This window comes from Streptomyces sp. CLCI03, from assembly GCF_053615355.1.
The window spans coordinates 337356-354027 of sequence record NZ_CM132132.1 but is presented as its reverse complement, the minus strand read 5'-3'; the positions used below and the strand labels follow the sequence as shown (position 1 = coordinate 354027).

At 73.6% G+C, this 16672-nt stretch carries 12 protein-coding genes and 2 pseudogenes; 8 read left to right on the top strand and 6 right to left on the bottom strand.

Annotation, left to right across the window (positions count from 1 at the left end; genetic code table 11):
• Positions 1-250: 250 nt before the first annotated feature.
• The 3 genes from ACWG52_RS01655 (at position 251) to ACWG52_RS01645 (ending at position 4294) form a co-directional block, all read left to right on the top strand.
• Positions 251-1063 carry a GntR family transcriptional regulator gene (locus ACWG52_RS01655; protein ID WP_389802503.1) on the top strand — a complete coding sequence of 271 codons (813 nt, stop codon included), beginning with the start codon at positions 251-253 and terminating at the stop codon, positions 1061-1063.
• Positions 1064-1439: 376 nt separating this feature from the next.
• Positions 1440-2501, top strand: coding sequence for a quaternary amine ABC transporter ATP-binding protein (locus ACWG52_RS01650; RefSeq protein WP_389803317.1), 1062 nt, complete (start codon positions 1440-1442; stop codon positions 2499-2501).
• Positions 2501-4294, top strand: a complete 1794-nt coding sequence (locus ACWG52_RS01645) for an ABC transporter permease/substrate binding protein (RefSeq protein WP_390138941.1) — start codon at positions 2501-2503, stop codon at positions 4292-4294. Before ACWG52_RS01650 ends, ACWG52_RS01645 begins: the two co-directional genes overlap by 1 nt.
• Positions 4295-4431: 137 nt before the next feature.
• On the opposite strand, the gene ACWG52_RS01640 is transcribed toward ACWG52_RS01645, so the two are convergent.
• Positions 4432-6636: an MMPL family transporter gene (locus ACWG52_RS01640; RefSeq protein ID WP_453127568.1), complete on the bottom strand. Its 2205-nt coding sequence runs from the start codon at positions 6634-6636 to the stop codon at positions 4432-4434.
• A 304-nt stretch (positions 6637-6940) separates the two neighbouring features.
• Here ACWG52_RS01640 and ACWG52_RS01635 point away from each other — a divergent pair, with 304 nt between their 5' ends.
• From ACWG52_RS01635 to ACWG52_RS01625, 3 genes are all read left to right on the top strand, one after another.
• Positions 6941-8170, top strand: coding sequence for a sensor histidine kinase (locus ACWG52_RS01635; RefSeq protein WP_453127566.1), 1230 nt, complete (start codon positions 6941-6943; stop codon positions 8168-8170).
• Positions 8167-8838, top strand: coding sequence for a response regulator (locus ACWG52_RS01630; protein WP_389802514.1), 672 nt, complete (start codon positions 8167-8169; stop codon positions 8836-8838). Before ACWG52_RS01635 ends, ACWG52_RS01630 begins: the two co-directional genes overlap by 4 nt.
• Before the next feature lie 143 nt (positions 8839-8981).
• Positions 8982-9206, top strand: a complete 225-nt coding sequence (locus tag ACWG52_RS01625; RefSeq protein ID WP_389802516.1) for a hypothetical protein — start codon at positions 8982-8984, stop codon at positions 9204-9206.
• On the opposite strand, the gene ACWG52_RS01620 is transcribed toward ACWG52_RS01625, so the two are convergent.
• Positions 9203-9715 (bottom strand): FAD-dependent oxidoreductase, encoded by a 513-nt coding sequence (locus ACWG52_RS01620; protein ID WP_453127564.1) that lies wholly within the window; start codon positions 9713-9715, stop codon positions 9203-9205. The two genes, ACWG52_RS01625 and ACWG52_RS01620, sit on opposite strands and share 4 nt — an antisense overlap.
• Positions 9688-10365: pseudogene (locus tag ACWG52_RS01615) on the bottom strand (FAD-dependent oxidoreductase); the annotation flags it as partial. The pseudogene ACWG52_RS01615 and the gene ACWG52_RS01620, both read right to left, overlap by 28 nt.
• Before the next feature lie 167 nt (positions 10366-10532).
• Between ACWG52_RS01615 and ACWG52_RS01610 the strand changes: the two are divergent.
• A complete protein-coding gene (locus ACWG52_RS01610; RefSeq protein WP_390138950.1) occupies positions 10533-13412 on the top strand; it encodes a TIM-barrel domain-containing protein in 2880 nt (959 codons plus the stop codon).
• A 4-nt stretch (positions 13413-13416) separates the two neighbouring features.
• Here ACWG52_RS01610 and ACWG52_RS01605 read toward each other — a convergent pair whose 3' ends face one another.
• Complete coding sequence (locus ACWG52_RS01605) at positions 13417-13575, bottom strand: hypothetical protein (protein WP_453127562.1); 159 nt, start codon at positions 13573-13575, stop codon at positions 13417-13419.
• Between the two features lie 302 nt (positions 13576-13877).
• On the opposite strand from ACWG52_RS01605, the gene ACWG52_RS01600 reads away from it, so the two are divergent.
• Positions 13878-14786 (top strand): LysR family transcriptional regulator, encoded by a 909-nt coding sequence (locus ACWG52_RS01600; RefSeq protein ID WP_453127560.1) that lies wholly within the window; start codon positions 13878-13880, stop codon positions 14784-14786.
• Here ACWG52_RS01600 and ACWG52_RS01595 read toward each other — a convergent pair.
• Positions 14748-16061, bottom strand: a pseudogene (locus ACWG52_RS01595) (MFS transporter); the annotation flags it as partial. The gene ACWG52_RS01600 and the pseudogene ACWG52_RS01595 sit on opposite strands and share 39 nt — an antisense overlap.
• The gene (locus ACWG52_RS01590) at positions 16058-16657 is read right to left on the bottom strand and encodes a TetR/AcrR family transcriptional regulator (protein ID WP_390165941.1); all 600 of its coding nucleotides are present in this window, start codon (positions 16655-16657) and stop codon (positions 16058-16060) included. The gene ACWG52_RS01590 and the pseudogene ACWG52_RS01595, both read right to left, overlap by 4 nt.
• Positions 16658-16672 lie beyond the last annotated feature (15 nt).

The window sequence follows — 16672 nt, the reverse complement described above, 5'->3', positions numbered from 1 at the left end:
CAGTCCTCGGGTCCATGTGTGCAACTTCCGCCAGTTCTACGGGGGTCCGCCCCGTCGACGGTCCCGCGCGATGGACCATGACGTGGCCGCTCCGCGCCCCGGCGGTCGCCTCCGAGGGGCGCTCGGGCGCGGGTGGGAAATCGGCCAAGCCGTGGCGCGCACCGCGATTCGCCTGACCCACAGGTATAGACCAATGCTAGGTTGGTCGGGCAGACCGCGCAGTCCTTGACCACCCGTCAGAGGAGAAGCCATGCCCTCCCCTTCGCGGGGCGGCGGCCAGGCCGCCATGCCCAAGTACCAGCGGATCGCCGCAGCGCTGCGCCGCGATCTCGACCGCGCCGCACGCACCCCCGACGGCAGACTGCCTTCCGAACGCAGCCTCGCCGCCCGCTACCAGGTCAACCGGCAGACCATCAGGGCGGCCCTCCAGTGCCTGCGCGAGGACGGCCTCGTCGTCACCGGCCGTCGAGGGACCCGCCCCGCCGTCCCCGTCCCCGTCGCCGCCGGAATCCCGGCCGTCGTCGCGGGCCCGATCGTCGCGGCCGTCTCCGGGACCCCGGCCGCGGCGCCCTCCGCGGGTCCCGCGCCGACCCGGAGCTGGACCACCTACGTCACCGTCCCGCCCTCCCTCGGCGCGCTCCTCGGCATGTCCGGCGGAGACCGCACCCTGGTGCATCACCACCGCGAACGCGGACCGGCCGGTGAGGCCCTCCGGGACGCCGTCACCTACTTCAGTCCCGGGGTCGTCGCGCGGAGTCCGGAGCTGGCGGCCCTCCGGAACCGGACCGCGACGACGAGCACCCGCGAGCAGGACCTGACCGCACTGCACCGCTGGCTCGACCGCGCCGCCGCGGGCGGCCGGGTCGCCGAGATCCTCACCATGACCCGCGTCACCCATCCGCGGGCCGCGGCCCCGGCCTGCGGGCTGACCGTACGCCGCACCCTGCACGATGCCTCAGGCCGGCTGCTGACCGTCACCGACCTGGCCTTCCCCACCTGGGACCGGCTCACCTTCCACCGGGACCGCCGCGACCACGCGACCACCGGTTTCCGCGTCACGTGACGGCCGGACCGGCCTGACCCGCACTGTGGCCTCGGCCACACCCCCGGCGGCTGCGTGCCGGGCCCGGCGGCCGCCCCGGCGCCCGGATCCCGGCCCCAACTCCGCCCCGGGGGAAGGGCGCAGCGGACCATGGCCGTCCGAAGCCTCCCGATCCGGCGCGCGGATCCACGCGCAGGGGCCCCGTACCCGTACGTGAGGAGGGTCACCCCGGCGTTTGCTCAGGTGAATGGGGGGCATCGGCGCTGCTGGAGCGGAACCATGTCCTCCGGCCGATCGCGCCGGCAGGGCAGGGTGCACACGGGCAGATCCCGTCCCGCTCCACGGCCCCGCCGGCCCGCCGGTGCGCGCCGTACTTGGTACGACCCGTGAGGTGTATGTGTCCACGCTCCAGGCCGAGCACGTCTACAAGGTGTTCGGGAGGCGCCCCGCCGACAGCGCAGCCGCCGTCCGCGCGCTCGAGAACGGCGCAGGCCGTGACGAGTTGCGCGCCGACGGGACCACTGCTGCCGTGATCGACGCCTCCTTCGACGTCCAGCCGGGCCAGATCTTCGTCGTCATGGGTCTGTCGGGCTCGGGCAAGTCCACGCTGCTGCGCATGCTCAACGGCCTGCTGGAACCCACCGCGGGACGCATCCTCTTCGGCGGCCAGGACCTCACCCGGCTGAGCCCGAGCGAGCTGCGCCACGTACGGTCCACCAAGATCTCCATGGTCTTCCAGCACTTCGCGCTGTTCCCGCACCGCAACGTGCTGGAGAACGCCGGCTACGGGCTGGAGGTGCAGGGCGTGCCCCGCGCCGAGCGCGAGCGCCGCGCCACCGAGGCCCTGGCCCTGTGCGGGCTCGAAGGCTGGGAGAAGTCCTGGCCCGACGAGCTCTCCGGCGGCATGCAGCAGCGGGTCGGCCTCGCCCGGGCCCTGGCCACCGACGCCGACCTCCTGCTGATGGACGAGTCCTTCAGCGCACTGGACCCGCTGATCCGCCGCGACATGCAGGACCAGCTGCTGGAGCTCCAGAAGCGCCTGAAGAAGACCATCGTCTTCATCACCCACGACCTCAACGAGGCCATGCGCCTCGGCGACGGCATCGCCGTCATGCGCGACGGCCGCATCGTCCAGCAGGGCACCGCCGAGGACATCCTCACCCGCCCCGCCGACGACTACGTCGCCTCCTTCATCCAGGACGTGGACCGCTCCCGGGTCCTGACGGCCGACGCCGTCATGGACGACCCGGAACCGGCCGCCGACGCCTGCGACTGCCCGACCGTCACCGCCGGGACCCCGCTCGCCGACCTGTGCGCCGTCAGCGCCCGCGTCCCGCACGCGGTCGCCGTCACCGGTGCGGACGGGGCCGTCATCGGCTCCGTACCCCAGGACCGCCTCATCGCCTTCATCGGCGATGAACAACGGCCCCCGATGTACTGCGCGGAGGTGGCCGCCTGATGCCCCGCCTGAATCTCGGCAACTGGGTCGACAGCGGAGTCGACTTCCTCCAGAGCCACCTCTCCTGGCTGTTCGAAGCCATCAGCTCGCTCGTCAGCGGCCTCTACGACGGCATCGACGCCGTCCTGGCCGCCCCCGCCCCGCTGCTCTTCGCGGGCATCCTCGCCGTCGCCGCCTGGTGGCTGCGCGGCCTGCTGGCGGGCCTGCTCGCCTTCGCGGGCTTCGCGCTGGTCGACTCCCTCGGTCTGTGGGAGGACGCCATGTCCACCCTGTCCCTGGTCCTGGTCGCCACCCTCGTCACCCTGGCGTTCGCGATCCCGCTCGGTATCTGGGCCTCCAGATCCGACCGGGTGAGCGCCCTCCTGCGGCCGGTCCTGGACTTCATGCAGACCATGCCGGCCATGGTCTACCTGATCCCCGGCATCATCTTCTTCGGGGTGGGTGTGGTGCCCGGCATCATCGCCACCATCATCTTCTCGCTGCCCCCGGGCGTCCGGATGACCGAGCTCGGCATCCGCCAGGTCGACGGGGAACTGGTCGAGGCCGCCGAGGCCTTCGGCACCAGCCCGCGCGACACCCTCGTACGCGTCCAGCTCCCGCTGGCCCTGCCCACCGTCATGGCGGGCGTCAACCAGGTCATCATGCTGGGCCTGTCCATGGTCGTCATCGCCGGCATGGTCGGCGGCGGCGGACTCGGCGGCGCCGTCTACAAGGCCATCGGCAACGTCGACATCGGCCTCGGCTTCGAGGCGGGCGTCTCCATCGTCATCCTCGCCATGTACCTGGACCGGATGACCGGGGCGCTCGGCCGGCAGGTCTCCCCGATCGGCCGTCGTACGCTCGCCAAGGCGCGGGCCGCCGCCACCGGCGCCGCCAAACTGTGGAACCACCGGCCCCAGCCCGCGTACGCGATCAGCGGCGCCGTGGTGCTCGCGCTCGTCGCGGGCGGCCTGAACACCTTCGGCGGTTCCACCGCCGAGGACGGCCCGGCCGGGGCCGCGAACATCGGCAAGGGCCGCACCCTCTCCGTCGGCTACATCCCGTGGGACGAGGGCATCGCCTCCACCTTCCTGTGGAAGGAGCTCCTGGAGCGCCGCGGCTACGAGGTCGACGCCCGCCAGCTGGAGGCCGGGGCCCTGTACACCGGCCTGGCCGGCGGCCAGCTCGACTTCCAGACCGACTCCTGGCTGCCCGTCACCCACGCCCAGTACTGGGAGAAGTACGGCGACAAGCTGGAGGACCTCGGTTCCTGGTACGGCCCGACCTCGCTGGAGCTGTCCGTGCCGTCCTACATGAAGGACGTGCGCTCGCTCGCCGACCTCAAGGGCAAGGCCGACCGGTTCAAGGGTCGGATCATCGGCATCGAGCCGAGCGCGGGCGAGATGTCGATCCTCAAGGAAAAGGTCCTGAAGGAGTACGGCCTCGACGGCGAGTACAAGGTCGTCGACGGCTCCACGCCCGGCATGCTCGCCGAGCTGAAGCGGGCCTACGAGAAGAAGGAGCCCGTCGCGGTCGTGCTGTGGTCCCCGCACTGGGCGTACTCCTCCTACGAGCTGACCAAGTTGGAGGACCCCAAGGGGGCCTGGGGCAAGGGCGACGGGATCCACACCCTGGCCCGCAAGGGCTTCGCGGAGGACGAGCCGAAGGTCGCCGAATGGCTGAAGTCCTTCAAGCTCACCGAGGAGCAGCTGACCGGTCTGGAAGCGAAGATCCAGGAGACCGGGAAGGGCAAGGAGCAGCAGGCGGTCCGCGCCTGGCTCCAGGACCACCCCGAGATCGACCGGCTCGCGTAACGCCCCGGTCCCACCACCGGTGCCGAGGGCATCCGGCCGCCCGCAGGTCGCCCGGCGACGAAGGCGCCGCCGCACGCAGGACCCGTACCGTCGTACGGTCCTTCGCGCGGCGGCGCCTTCGCGCCGTCCGGGGCGGCTCAGCCGACCATCACCCGCTCCGGGGTCCGCGGCGCGTCCGCGTCGGCCTCCTGCGTGCGGCGGCGCGGGCGTACCGGCCACCACATGGACCGGCCGAGGAGGGTGGACAGCGCGGGCACCAGCACGATCGACAGGACGAAGGCGGAGAGCATGATTCCGAGGGCCGTCGCGAAACCGATCTGCTGGGTGGACGGGGCGGGGGTCACGGCCAGGCTGCCGAAGGAGGCGGCCAGCACCAGGCCCGCCGTGGCGATGGCGGGCGCCGTGTGCCGTACGGCTCGGCCCACCGCGGCGCGGGCCGGACCCGGCCGGGCCATCTCCTCCCGGATCCGATCGCTCATCAGGATGTTGTAGTCGGTGCCCAGCGCGACCACGAACAGGAAGAGCACCAGCGGCAGGGTGAAGTCCACCCCCGGCCGGTCCAGCGCGTGCTGGAACACCAGGGTCGACGCGCCGAGGGTCGCGGCGAAGCCCAGCCCGACCGACGCCAGCAGGATCACCGGCGCCAGGAGACTGCGCAGCAGGGCGATCAGGATCAGCGCGATGAGCGCGGCCGCCACCGGGAAGACCACCCTCAGGTCCTTGTCCACCGCGGTCGCGATATCGGCGAACACCGCCGCCGTGCCGCCCACGTGTGCCTCCGTACCGGCGGGGGCGTGGGCCAGGACCGCGGCCCGGACCGGCCCCGTGACCAGATCGCGGGCCTCCTGTCGCTGCGGGTCCGCGGTCAGGAACAGGTCGATCCGGGCCGCCCGGCGGTCCTCGGTCAGGACCGTCCCGGCGACCTGGCCCACACCGCCGACCCCGGCGAGTGCCTGGGACAGCCCACCGAGGCGTTCGACGGTCAGGGCCACGCCGTCGGAAGCGGTGACGAAGACACTGGTCGGGTCCGACACCCCGGCCGGCAGAGCGCGGGAGATCTCGGCCGCGGTGGCCACGGCGGCGGTCCGCTCGCCGCCGCCCCCGCTCTGCCCGTAGTCCATGCGCATCCCGACGACCCCGGCGGCCAGCGTGCCGAGCAGCGCCACCGAGGCCAGGACCAGCGTGAACGGCCGGCGGGCCACCCGGTCGCCCATGCGAGCGGCGGACCCCGCGCGGGGCTCGCGCTTCAAGGACCGGGACGGCCAGAACATCTTGGGGCCGGTGACCGCCAGCAGGGCCGGCATCAGGGTCAGGCTGCCCAGCAGCATCACCAGCACGGACAGGGCGATGGCCGGCCCGAGGACCCGGAACTGGCCGAAGGAGGCCACCCCGAGCGTGGCGAACGCGGCGACGATGGTCAGGGCGGCGGAGGTGATGGCCGTACCGACCCGCCCGGCGACCTCGGCGGCCGCCTCGCGTCCGGACTGCTCGGGGTGTTGGCGCAGCTGCTCCCGGAAACGGAAGAGGAGGAACAGGAAGTAGTCGATGCCGATGCCCATCAGCACCACACTGATCAGACTCGGTGTGGACTCGGACAGTCCGATGCCGGTCAGCAGCGCCGCGCCGACCACCGCGCCCGCCGCCGCGCCGCCGATGACGGTGACCGCGAGCAGCGGCAGCAGGGCCGCCAGGACGCTGCGGAAGACGAGGACGTGCAACAGGACGATGACCGCGAGCATGGCGATGCCGACGACCGTCGAGCGGGTCTTCTCGGCTTCCGTCGCGTCCACGCGGTCGGCGATCCCGCCGGTGAAGCCGGTACGCAGGCCCTCCTCCGCCAGGGCGGCCCGGGTCGAGTCCCGGAAGGCCCGGTAGGTGGCCTGGACCCCGGGATCGGCCGGGTTGCCGGTCAGTTCGACGGACAGCAGCCGGAAGGAGCGGTCGGGCGCCGTCATGGCCGGGGCGACCCGGGGGACCTGCGAGTGGTCCTGGGCGAGCGGCATCGTCTCCTCGGTCCTGGGCATGACGACGCGCTTCCGCGACAACTGCGCGGCCTGCGCGTCGATCCGCCGTTCGTCGGCGGCGCCGAGCGGAGCGTCGTCCGACCGGGCCACCAACACGGTCAGGAGGTTGGCGTCCGGCTTCGCCCCGAACCGCTCCTCGGCGATCTTCAGAGCGGCCGCCGAGTCGTACTGCGCGGGCAGGAACCCGGCGTTGCCGGTCTGGACGGCGCGGAAGACGAACGCCTGGCCCAGGACGGCGGCGGCCAGTCCCAGGACCACCCACAGGGCGATCACCTTCCACGGACTTCTCGTCGAGAATCCGGTCAGGGCGCGGATCACATTTCCTCCGGTCTGTGCGGTGCCGGCCAGGGGATCCCGGCCTGACTCCAGACCATCAGGGGCGAGCGGGCGAAGCGTCAGGTCACGGGAGGATCCGCACCCCGGGACCAGGGTCCGGCCGGCCCCGCCGACCAGGACCCAGGTCCTGGTCCGGAGCCCGACCACGGTCGGGCGGCACGCAGGAGCCCCGGTGCCAGAATGGGTCCCGACCACCGGGGAACAGGACCGGCGGCACGGGGGCGGGCAAAGGCAAGGGCACGGACGCGGCATGGGTGCGGGGACGGGCAGGGGCGGGGGCGGGGTCATGCGTACGCATGCGGGTGCGGGTACGGGTGCGGTTCGGGATGCGGGCCCGGTCGACGGCGCCGAGAGCGAAGGGGACCGGGGGCACTGGACGCGTAACGACGCGCTCGTCGCGGTGGCGGCGGCCGCCGCCGACCTCGTCGGCTTCTCCTTGAGCACGCTCACCGAGGGCGGCACCCTCAGCGTCACCGCGGCGGTCCTGCTGGTGGCATCGGCGATGACCCTGCTCGTTCGGCGCGCCCGCCCGCTGCCCGTACTGGCCGCGATCCTGGGCGTGGGGATCCTGGTGAACCTGGCGGCTCCGCAGTCCCCGCACTTCACCCTCGGCCTGACGATCGCCCTCTACACGGTGGCCCGGACGCACCGGCCCGCCGTCATCGCGACGGCCGCGGCCGCGTCGGCGGTGCTCGCCTCCGCCGGGCAGGCCGGATGGCCGCTCCCCTTCGGCTGGTGGGGACTGGCCGGGAGCGCCACCGCGGCCCTCATCACCGTCACGGCGGCCTGGGTGGTCGAACGCCGGCACCGGGAGGCCGTCGCCCTCCGGACGCGGCTCGCCGACCGGGCCGTGTCCGAGGAGCGCCGCCGGATCGCGCGCGAACTGCACGACATCGTCGCCCACCACATCACCACCATGCAGCTGATGGCGGGCGGGGCGCGGGCCAACCTGGCGCACGACCCCGAGGTGTCCCGGGAGGCGCTGGTCACCCTGGAGGACTCCGGACGCATGGCACTGCGCGAGATGCGCCAACTCCTCGACGTGCTGAGGGCCGGGGAGGAGCCGGAGCAGACCCCGCCGGCGCCGCAGCCCGGCACGGACGACCTCGGCCGGATCATCACCGAGTCCCGGCTGGCCGGTACGGAGACCGAGTTCACCGTGGACGGGCCGGTCCGCCCGCTCCCGCCCACCGTGGGCCTCACCGTCTTCCGGATCGTCCAGGAGGCCCTGACCAACACCCGCAAACACGCGGGCCGGGCGCGGGCCCACGTACGGCTCACGTACCACGCCGACGAGGTGGGCGTGGAGGTGCGTGACGACGGAGCGGGAGCGCAGGCCCCGCCCGCACGGCCCACGACACGCTCCGGATACGGTCTGATCGGCATGCACGAGCGGGTCGCCCTGCAGGGCGGAACCCTGGAGGCCGCCGCGCTCGCCGGCGGCGGATTCCGGGTGGCGGCCCGGATCCCTCTCCCGGTCCACGACGCTTTCCACAGAGAGGTTCCGCACGCATGATCCGCGTACTCATCGCCGACGACCAGCCGCTGGTCCGGCGCGGCCTGGCGCTGATCCTGGGCCCCGACCCGGAGTTCGAGGTCGTGGGCGAGGCCGAGGACGGCGCCCGGGCGGTGGCCCTCGCCCATGAACTACGGCCCGACGTGGTCGTCATGGACATCCGCATGCCGGTCATGGACGGCGTCAAGGCCACCGAGGAACTCGCGCGCACGCTCCCCGGGACACGCGTCCTGGCCCTGAGCACCTTCGACATGGACGAGTACGTGGTCGCCGCGCTGCGCGCGGGAGCGTACGGCTTCCTGCCCAAGGACAGCTCCCCGGAGGAGCTGATCGCAGCGGTCCGTATCGTCCACACCGGCGAGGCGGCCGTCGCGCCGCGGCTGCTCAGTCGGCTCCTCTCCGCCTACGTACGGACCCCCGCCGAGCGGCCGCGGTCATGGGCGGCCGAGCCCCCTGCCGAACTCACTCCGCGCGAGCTGGAGATCTGGCGGCTCCTGGCCACCGGCCGGGGCAATGCCGAGATCGCCGCGGAACTGGACATCAGCGTCTCCACGGTCAAGAACCACATCACCGGCATCTTCGGCAAGCTGGGCGTCCGCGACCGCGCGCAAGCGGTGATCGCCGCCTACGAATCGGGCCTGGTGGAGGCCGGCGGCGGGAGCGGTTGATCACCAAGTGCCCCTAAGAGGACCGGATTCCTCCTGCTGACCGCACCTCTGACCAGCCGGAACACTGGACGATCCGCCCATGCGCACGCGGGCCCGTCCATGGCACAGTGCGATCAGCCCAACCGCACGACCAGGGAGCCTCCATGCGCGATCCGCACACCACGCCGCTCACGGCCGCCCCCGACTGCCTGCCGGAACCCCGCCCGTTGCCCTCCTGCCCGGTGTGCGCGGACGACCCCGAACGCATCTCCTGGCGCCAGCGCCCGGGGCGGCCGGTGACCCTGGTCTTCGACCCCTGCGGCCACCACTGGTCCTCCCCGGCCCCACCGATCCTGGCGGTCACCCCACCGCCCCAGGACACGCCCTAGCCCGGGCGGGGCCCGGCGACCGCCCCGGCGAGCAGGCGCCGTCCGGCCGCGGTGGTGAGGGCGCCGCGCACCGCCGTGTCCCGGACGGCGCGGGCGGGCGCCGAACGCAGGGTCCAGGCACGGGTGGCGAGGTCGGTGCGGGCGAGAACGCCCAGCGCGTCGGCCCGGCGGGTGCGCCGCCAGGCCGCCAGCCGCGTGTCGACAGGACCGCCGCGGGCGGTGGCGGCGGGCAACGCGGAGGCGAGCGAGACGGCTTCCCGCAACCCGAGGTTGAGCCCCTGACCGCCGATCGGGCTGCACACATGGGCCGCGTCACCGATCAGCAGCACCCGCCGCCGACCGTCGTGCGCGGCGAGACGCCGATGGGTGCGGAAGGTACTGGTCCAGCGGCATTCGCGGACCGCCGCCGTCCACCCCGGGCCGCCGCCTCGGCCGCGATCCCCTCCGGCCCGCCCACGCCGTCCCCCGCCGGCCGGTCGTGCGGCAGGTGCAGGACGACCCGGGCCCATCCGTCGAGGTGCATCGGCAGCACCACGAGGAGGCCGCGCGGACCGCCGACCATGTGGACCCGGGCCGGATCCAGCGAGGGGTCCTCCACCCGCAGGTCGGCGAGCTGCCACGTGCCGGCGTACGTCCGGCCGCGGAACGGCGTGCCGGCCAGGGCGCGCAGGGTGCTGGACGCGCCGTCGGCCGCGACGACCCAGCGGGTGCGCAGCGGGCCGAGGGAGTCCGACCGTACCGTGACGCCGTCGGCGTCCTCGTCGACCGAGCGGACGGCGGTCGAGCGGTGCACGCGCACCCCCACGCGCTCGGCCTCGGCGGCGAGCAGGCCCTCGGTCGCGCACTGCGGCACGGTGAGGATGTACGGGTACGGGGAGCGCAGGCGGGCCAGGTCGAAGCCGCCGAGTCGGCGCCGCCCCGACCACATCTCCACCGCGTCCACGCGTCTGCCGAGCGGGAGCAGGGATTCGGCCAGTCCGCTCGGGGTCAGGGCTTCCAGGGTGCGCGCGTGCAGGTCCGTGGCGCGGGACTCGGTGACCGGCCCGGGACGGCGTTCCAGCACCACCACGTCGAGCCCGGCCCGGGCGAGCAGCAGCGCGGCGCTCAGCCCGACCGGTCCCGCCCCCACCACTGCCACATCGACCTCGTCGCCCACCATGACCGCACTCTATCCAGCCCGCGTTCACCCCCTGATGAATGTTCAAAGCTGCGCGATGACAGCCGACTTCGAGCACCATCTTTCACGGAGGGCTGTCCGAGCGCTATCTTGCCAGGAGCATGCCAAGGAGCTGTGTCCGCGTCCCGGACCGCACGAGGAGCTGCCCCATGAGACTGCCCAGCATCCGCAGGAGCCAGGGTCGGCAAGGCCCGTCAGGCAGCCGAGTTCAAGGGGTGCGGCATCGCCGCAGGCGACGCACCCCGGCCGCCGCCCTGCTCGCCGCCGCGCTCACCGTGGCGGGTCTGGCCGGCGCCGGACCGGTCGCGTTACCCGCCTCGGCCACCCCCGCCGACGCCGCCGGAGCCATGGCGACGGCGGGCGACGTCACCGGATTCACCCGGTCCGGGAACACGTTCACCGTCACCGCCTCCAGCGGGGCCAAGGCCCGCGTGGTGGTCGCCCGCGCCGACATCTTCCGCCTCTGGCTCTCGCCCGACGGGTCCTTCACCGACGACCCGGCCGGCAGCGACCTCGCCCCCACCACCGACTTCGGCCCCGTGACCACCAGCTACTCGGACGCCGGCGCGTACTACCGGATCACCACCGGATCGCTCTCCATCCGGGTCGACAAGAAGCCCCTGCGCTTCTCCGTCTTCCGCGCCGACAACACCACCCCCGTCTGGCAGGAGAGCCGACCCACCAGCTGGACCGGCGGCCGGACCACCCAGTACCTGGCCCGGGGCGCGGACGAGCAGTTCTACGGCACCGGCCTACGCCTCGGCGAGTGGGCGCTGCGCGACAAGACCGTCCCGATCGCCGTCGACAACAAGTGGCGCGAGAACGACAACGCCAGCCCCGCCCCCTTCTACATGTCCACCAACGGCTACGGCGTCATGCGCAACACCTGGGCCAAGGGCTCCTACGGCTTCGACTCGCCCACCACCCTCACCCACGACGAGAAGCGCTTCGACGCCTGGTACTTCACCGGCGACTCCCTCAAGTCCGTGCTCGACGCGTACACCGACGTCAGCGGGAAGCCGTTCATGGCGCCGATGTGGGGCTTCGAGCTCGGCAACGCCGACTGCTTCAACGCCTCCAACCCCGACTACCAGGGCGATCACAACCGCCTCCGCCACCAGAGCACCCCGGACGTCGTCGGCTACGCGGCCGACGCCCGGGCCGCCGACATGCCCTCGGGCTGGTTCCTGCCCAACGACGGTTACGGCTGCGGCTACACCGCACCGCTGAAGTCGACGGTCGACGCCCTGAAGGCCAAGGGCTTCCAGACGGGCCTGTGGACCTCCACCGGTCTCGGCTCCATCGCCGACGAGGTGGGCACGGCCGGCAGCCGGGGCGTGAAGACCGACGTCGCCTGGATCGGCAGTGGCTACAAGTACGCCTTCGACGGCGTGCGGCAGGCCGTGGACGGGATCGAGAAGAACTCCGACGCCCGCCGCTTCGTCTGGACCGTCGACGGTTGGGCGGGCACCCAGCGCAACGCCGTCGTCTGGACCGGCGACACGTACGGCACCTGGGACGACATGCGCTGGCACGTCCCGGCCATCACCGGCGCGGGCCTCTCCGGCCTCAACTACGCGGCCGGCGACATCGACGGCATCTTCGGCGGCAGCCCGCAGACGTACACCCGGGACCTCCAGTGGAAGGCCTTCACCCCGGCCTTCATGACCATGTCCGGCTGGGGCGCGACCAACCCGTCCGCCGGCTACCACGACAAACAGCCCTGGCGGTTCGCCGAGCCGTACCTGTCCATCAACCGCAAGTACCTGCAGCTCAAGATGCGGCTGATGCCGTACCTGTACACGATGAGCCGCATCGCCCACGAGAGCGGAGTCCCCAGCACCCGCGCCATGGTCCTGGAGTACCCCGACGACCCGGTGGCCCGCGGCAACCTCACCAGCGGCCAGTTCATGGCCGGCGACTCCCTCCTCGTCGCCCCCGTCGTCTCCGACACCTCGGTACGCGACGGCATCTACCTCCCCGCCGGGACCTGGACCGACTACTGGACGGGCCGCACGTACGCCGGCCCGGGGTGGCTGAACGGCTACCGTGCGCCCCTCGACACCCTGCCGCTCTTCGTCAAGGGCGGAGCAGTCGTGCCGATGTGGCCGCAGATGAACCACACCGGCGAGAAGCCCGTGGACACCCTCACCTACGACATCCACCCGCGCGGAGCCTCCTCCTTCACCCTCTACGAGGACGACGGGCGCACCCGCGCGTACCGGTCGGGTGCCTACGCCCGCCAGCGCGTCGACGTGACCGCCCCGACGGCCGGCTCCGGCGCGGTCACCGTCGCCGTGGGCGCCCCCACCGGCAGCTACACCGGCAAACCGGCCTCCCGCGGCTACGAGTTCACCCTGCACGTGGCCACCGCGCCCTCCACCGTCACGATCGACGGAGCCCCCGTCCCGCGCCTGGCCTCCCGGGCCGCCTACGACGCCGCCGCGTCCGGCTGGTACTTCGACCCGGCGGACCGCTCCGGAGTGCTCCGGATCAAGACCGGGACCAAGGCGGGCGCCTTCACCGTCTCGGCCGGCGGAACCAGCCTTCCCGCCGCCGAAGCCCTGCCCACGGCCACCCCGATCGACCGCTCGGCCTGGTCCCTGGTCCACGCCGACAGCCAGGAGACCACCGCCGAGAACGGGGCGGCCGCGCAGGCCTTCGACGGGAACCCGACCACGATCTGGCACACCGCCTGGTCCTCCGGGACGCCCGCCGCGCTCCCGCACGAGATCCGGATCGACCTCGGCGCCCGCTACGCGGTCGACGGCCTCGGCCACCTCCCGCGCCAGGACGGCGGCGTCAACGGTCGGATCGGCGGCTACGAGGTCTACGTCTCCGACAGCACCACCGACTGGGGGCCGCCCGTGGCGACCGGTACCTTCGCCGACACCGCGGCCGCCAAGACCACGGCCCTCACCCCCAAGAACGGCCGCTACCTCCGACTGAGAGCACTGACCGAGGCCGGCGGCCGCGGCCCCTGGACCAGCGCCGCCGAGATCACCCTCACCGGCCGACCCGCCCCCTGACCGCTCACATCTCCCCGTCGCCGAGCACGGCCCGGCACTCCCGTCGGGCCGGCTCGCTCAGCAGCACGCGCAACCGCTCGAACAGGGCGCGGAGTTCGGCTCCCCACGCGTCACGGAAGGCGGGATCGATCCGCGCGAGGTCGAGTTCGTCGGCCGCGGACAACTCGGCCAGGTCCCGCCGGAGCCGCGGGGCGGGGGAGTGGACGCGTCCGGTGAACCGGTCGCGGTAGCTCCCGCAGCCATGCGACGACGTGATCGGACACCGGCGTGTCCCTCCGGTCCGTGAAGGTGGGTCGAGCGGGCCGGACGGGTCGGCACCCGGCCCCGCCCGAGCCTGGGTTCCGGACCCCGTGGCGCGGGCGGGCGCCGGGTTGCCGCCCGGGCTCTGCATCGATCTTGATCCCACCCAACACCCAAGTCAATCCTCCGATTTGCTCCCCACCCCCAAGCGATATCTTGGGTCGGGTGACCCTCGATGATCTTCGCGTGTTCGTGGCCGTCTGCCGCGCCGGCAGCCTCAGTGCCGTGGCACGCGACCTCGGCTGCACCCAGTCGGCCGTCAGCCAGCACGTCCGCCGCCTGGAGAAGCAGACCGGCGCCGGACTCCTGGAGCGCCATGCCCGTGGCGTCGTACCCACCGAGGCCGGCCGCATCCTCCAGGCGGCCGCCGCCGACGGCATCGCAGGACTCGACGGGGCCCTGCGCCGCGTGGAGGACCTCGTCCGCGGCGGTGGCGGCACGGTCCGCGTCACCACCGGAGCGACGACCGTGCGGCACTTCATGTCCGAGGCCGTCGTCAGCTTCCGCCGCAGCCACCCCGAGGTCAGCCTGGAGTTCCAGACCGAGAACTCCAGCCGCAGCTGCTTCGACGCCCTCGCCGCCGACGACCTCGACCTCGCCTGGATCACCATCGGCGGCCCGGTCCGCGGCATCGAGCTGCGTCCCGTCATGCGACTGCCCTGGGTCCTCGCCGTCGGCGCGGACGACCCCCTCGCCGCCCGGCCCCGCATCGAACCCGCCGACCTCGCCCGTATCCGGCACATCCGCCTGCCCGAGAACTCCGCCTCCCGCGGCCACCTGGACGCCGCCTTCGCCGAATCCGGCATCCGGGTCAGCTCCGACACCAGCGTGGCCGACTGGGACACCGCCCTGCTGCTCGCCGAACTAGGCCTCGGGCACGCCGTCGTGCCCGCGCTGCCCGGCTGGCGGGTCCCCGGCTCCGACGGCCCGCTGCGCCTCGTGCCGATCCCCGCCCTGCCGCCGCTCACGGTCGGCTGGGCCGTCCGCCGTTGGGCCGCCCTCGCCCCGCCCGCCCTCGTCTTCGCCGACGAGGTCGCCCGCAGCTGCCGGGCGCGCGCCGTCGGGCAGCAGTGAGGCCACCGCCAGTCCCACGGCCGTCAGCGCGGCCAGTGCGGCGGGGGCGGCCGAGGACGAGCCGTGCGCCGCGGTGCTCGCGGCGACCGCGATCCCGAGGGCCGGGCCGACGTTCATGGCGGTCTGCTTGAGACCGCCGACCACCCCCGCGTAGCCGGCCGGGGCCTCGCCGACCACCGCCCCGGTGGCCGTGACCATGACGGTGGTGAACCCGGCGCCGAGCACCCCGAAGGCCACCGGGGACGCCGAGCCCAGCCCGGCGATCCCGGCGACGACCAGCCCCGTACCGACCAGCGCGGTCCGGCGCGCGCCGAACCTGCGCAGCGCCAGGCCCGCCACCGGCGCCCCCGCGACCATCAGCGCGGTCAGCGGCAGCACCCGTACGCCGGTCGCGAGCGGGTCCAGCCCCTCGACGTCCTGAAGCTGGAAGGTGGCCGTGAACAGCGCCCCGAACATGCCCGCGGAGACGATGAGCAGCAGCCCCATCGAGGCGGTCACCGCCGTGGACCGGGCCACGGCGCGCGGCACGAACGGCTGCGCGGCCCGCCGCTCGCGGCGTACGAACAGGGCCGCGAGCAGGGCGGCACCGCCGAAGCCGAGGACGGTGGGCGCGGCGGTCCACCCGTACGCGGGCACGCCGACCAGCGCGTGCACGAACACCGCGAGGGCGGCGGCGAGCAGGGCGGCGCCGGCGAACTCCAACCGCCCGCGCTCCGCCCGCGGCGGCGCGGGGGCCCGTACGGCGAGCGTCAGCGCGGCGATCGCCAGGGCCGCCGGCACATTGATCACGAACACCGCCCGCCAGTCCCACCGCGCGACCAGCAGGCCCCCGAGCAGCGGACCGGCCGCCGCGGCCAGGCCGATCGCACCGGTCCGCACGGCGACCGCGGTGGCGAGCCGGTCGGGCGGATACGCGAGCCGCAGCAGCGCCAGCGTCGCGGGCTGCAGCAGCGCGCCGAACACGCCCTGCGCGGCGCGCAGCGCGATGACCCAGCCCACGCCGGGGGCGAACACGATGCCGGCCGAGGCCGCGGCGAAGCCGAGGACACCGACGAAGAGCAACCGGGTGTGCCCGTACCGGTCGCCGAGGCGCCCGGCGACCACCAGGAACGCGGCCACGGCCAGCAGATAGGCGGTGCTGGTCCACTGGACCTGCGCCACACCCGCCCCCAGATCACGGCGCAGGCTCGGCTGGGCCATGGTCAGCACGGTGCCGTCCAGCGCGACGAGCATGGCTCCCGCGACGCTGACGAGCAGTGGGATCCGCTGCCTCATACGGGCTCCGGACCGAGGTGGGCGTCGACGGCGGCAGCGACGAGACGTTCCACGCCGTCGACCGGCGCGCCGCCGAGGGCCAGCGGCAGACTGCCCCAGCGCCACAACTGCGCCACGCCGTGCAGGTTGGCCCACAACGCGGCCGCGGTGACGGAGGGTTCGGCCGCACCGCAGCGGCGGACGAGCGTGACGAGGAGTTCGAACATCGGAAGCGTCGACTCCCGTAGCCGTGGCCCCGGCGAGGGCACCTGGCCCGTACTGTCCAGCAGGTCGTGCCGGAACATCAGCGCGAACATCCCCGCGTGCTCCAGCGCGTAGCCGACGTACGCCACCCCGATCGTCCGCACCCGCTCCCGCGGGGACAGCTCCGGCGCGCCGACCACCGCCGCGACGCGCGCCCCGAGATCCTCGAACCCGCGCCGGGCGATCGCCGACAGCAGGGACTGGTGGGTGGGGAAGTACCGGCGCGGCGCCCCGTGCGAGACCCCCGCCCGGCGGGCGATCTCCCGTAGCCCGAGAGCGCCGGCGCCCTCGGTCAGGACGAGTTCCACCCCTACGTCGATCAGCCGCTCCCGGAGCGGTCTCTCCTGGTCCATGGACCCTGTCTACCA

Bases quoted from the DNA above. Each gene is read 5' to 3' on its own strand.
- ACWG52_RS01655 (WP_389802503.1), top strand. From the start codon at position 251: ATGCCCTCCCCTTCGCGGGGCGGCGGCCAGGCCGCCATGCCCAAGTAC.
- ACWG52_RS01645 (WP_390138941.1), top strand. From the start codon at position 2,501: ATGCCCCGCCTGAATCTCGGCAACTGGGTCGACAGCGGAGTCGACTTC.
- ACWG52_RS01635 (WP_453127566.1), top strand. From the start codon at position 6,941: ATGCGTACGCATGCGGGTGCGGGTACGGGTGCGGTTCGGGATGCGGGC.
- ACWG52_RS01630 (WP_389802514.1), top strand. From the start codon at position 8,167: ATGATCCGCGTACTCATCGCCGACGACCAGCCGCTGGTCCGGCGCGGC.
- ACWG52_RS01625 (WP_389802516.1), top strand. From the start codon at position 8,982: ATGCGCGATCCGCACACCACGCCGCTCACGGCCGCCCCCGACTGCCTG.
- ACWG52_RS01620 (WP_453127564.1), bottom strand. From the start codon at position 9,715: ATGGGCCCGGGTCGTCCTGCACCTGCCGCACGACCGGCCGGCGGGGGA.
- ACWG52_RS01610 (WP_390138950.1), top strand. From the start codon at position 10,533: ATGAGACTGCCCAGCATCCGCAGGAGCCAGGGTCGGCAAGGCCCGTCA.
- ACWG52_RS01590 (WP_390165941.1), bottom strand. From the start codon at position 16,657: ATGGACCAGGAGAGACCGCTCCGGGAGCGGCTGATCGACGTAGGGGTG.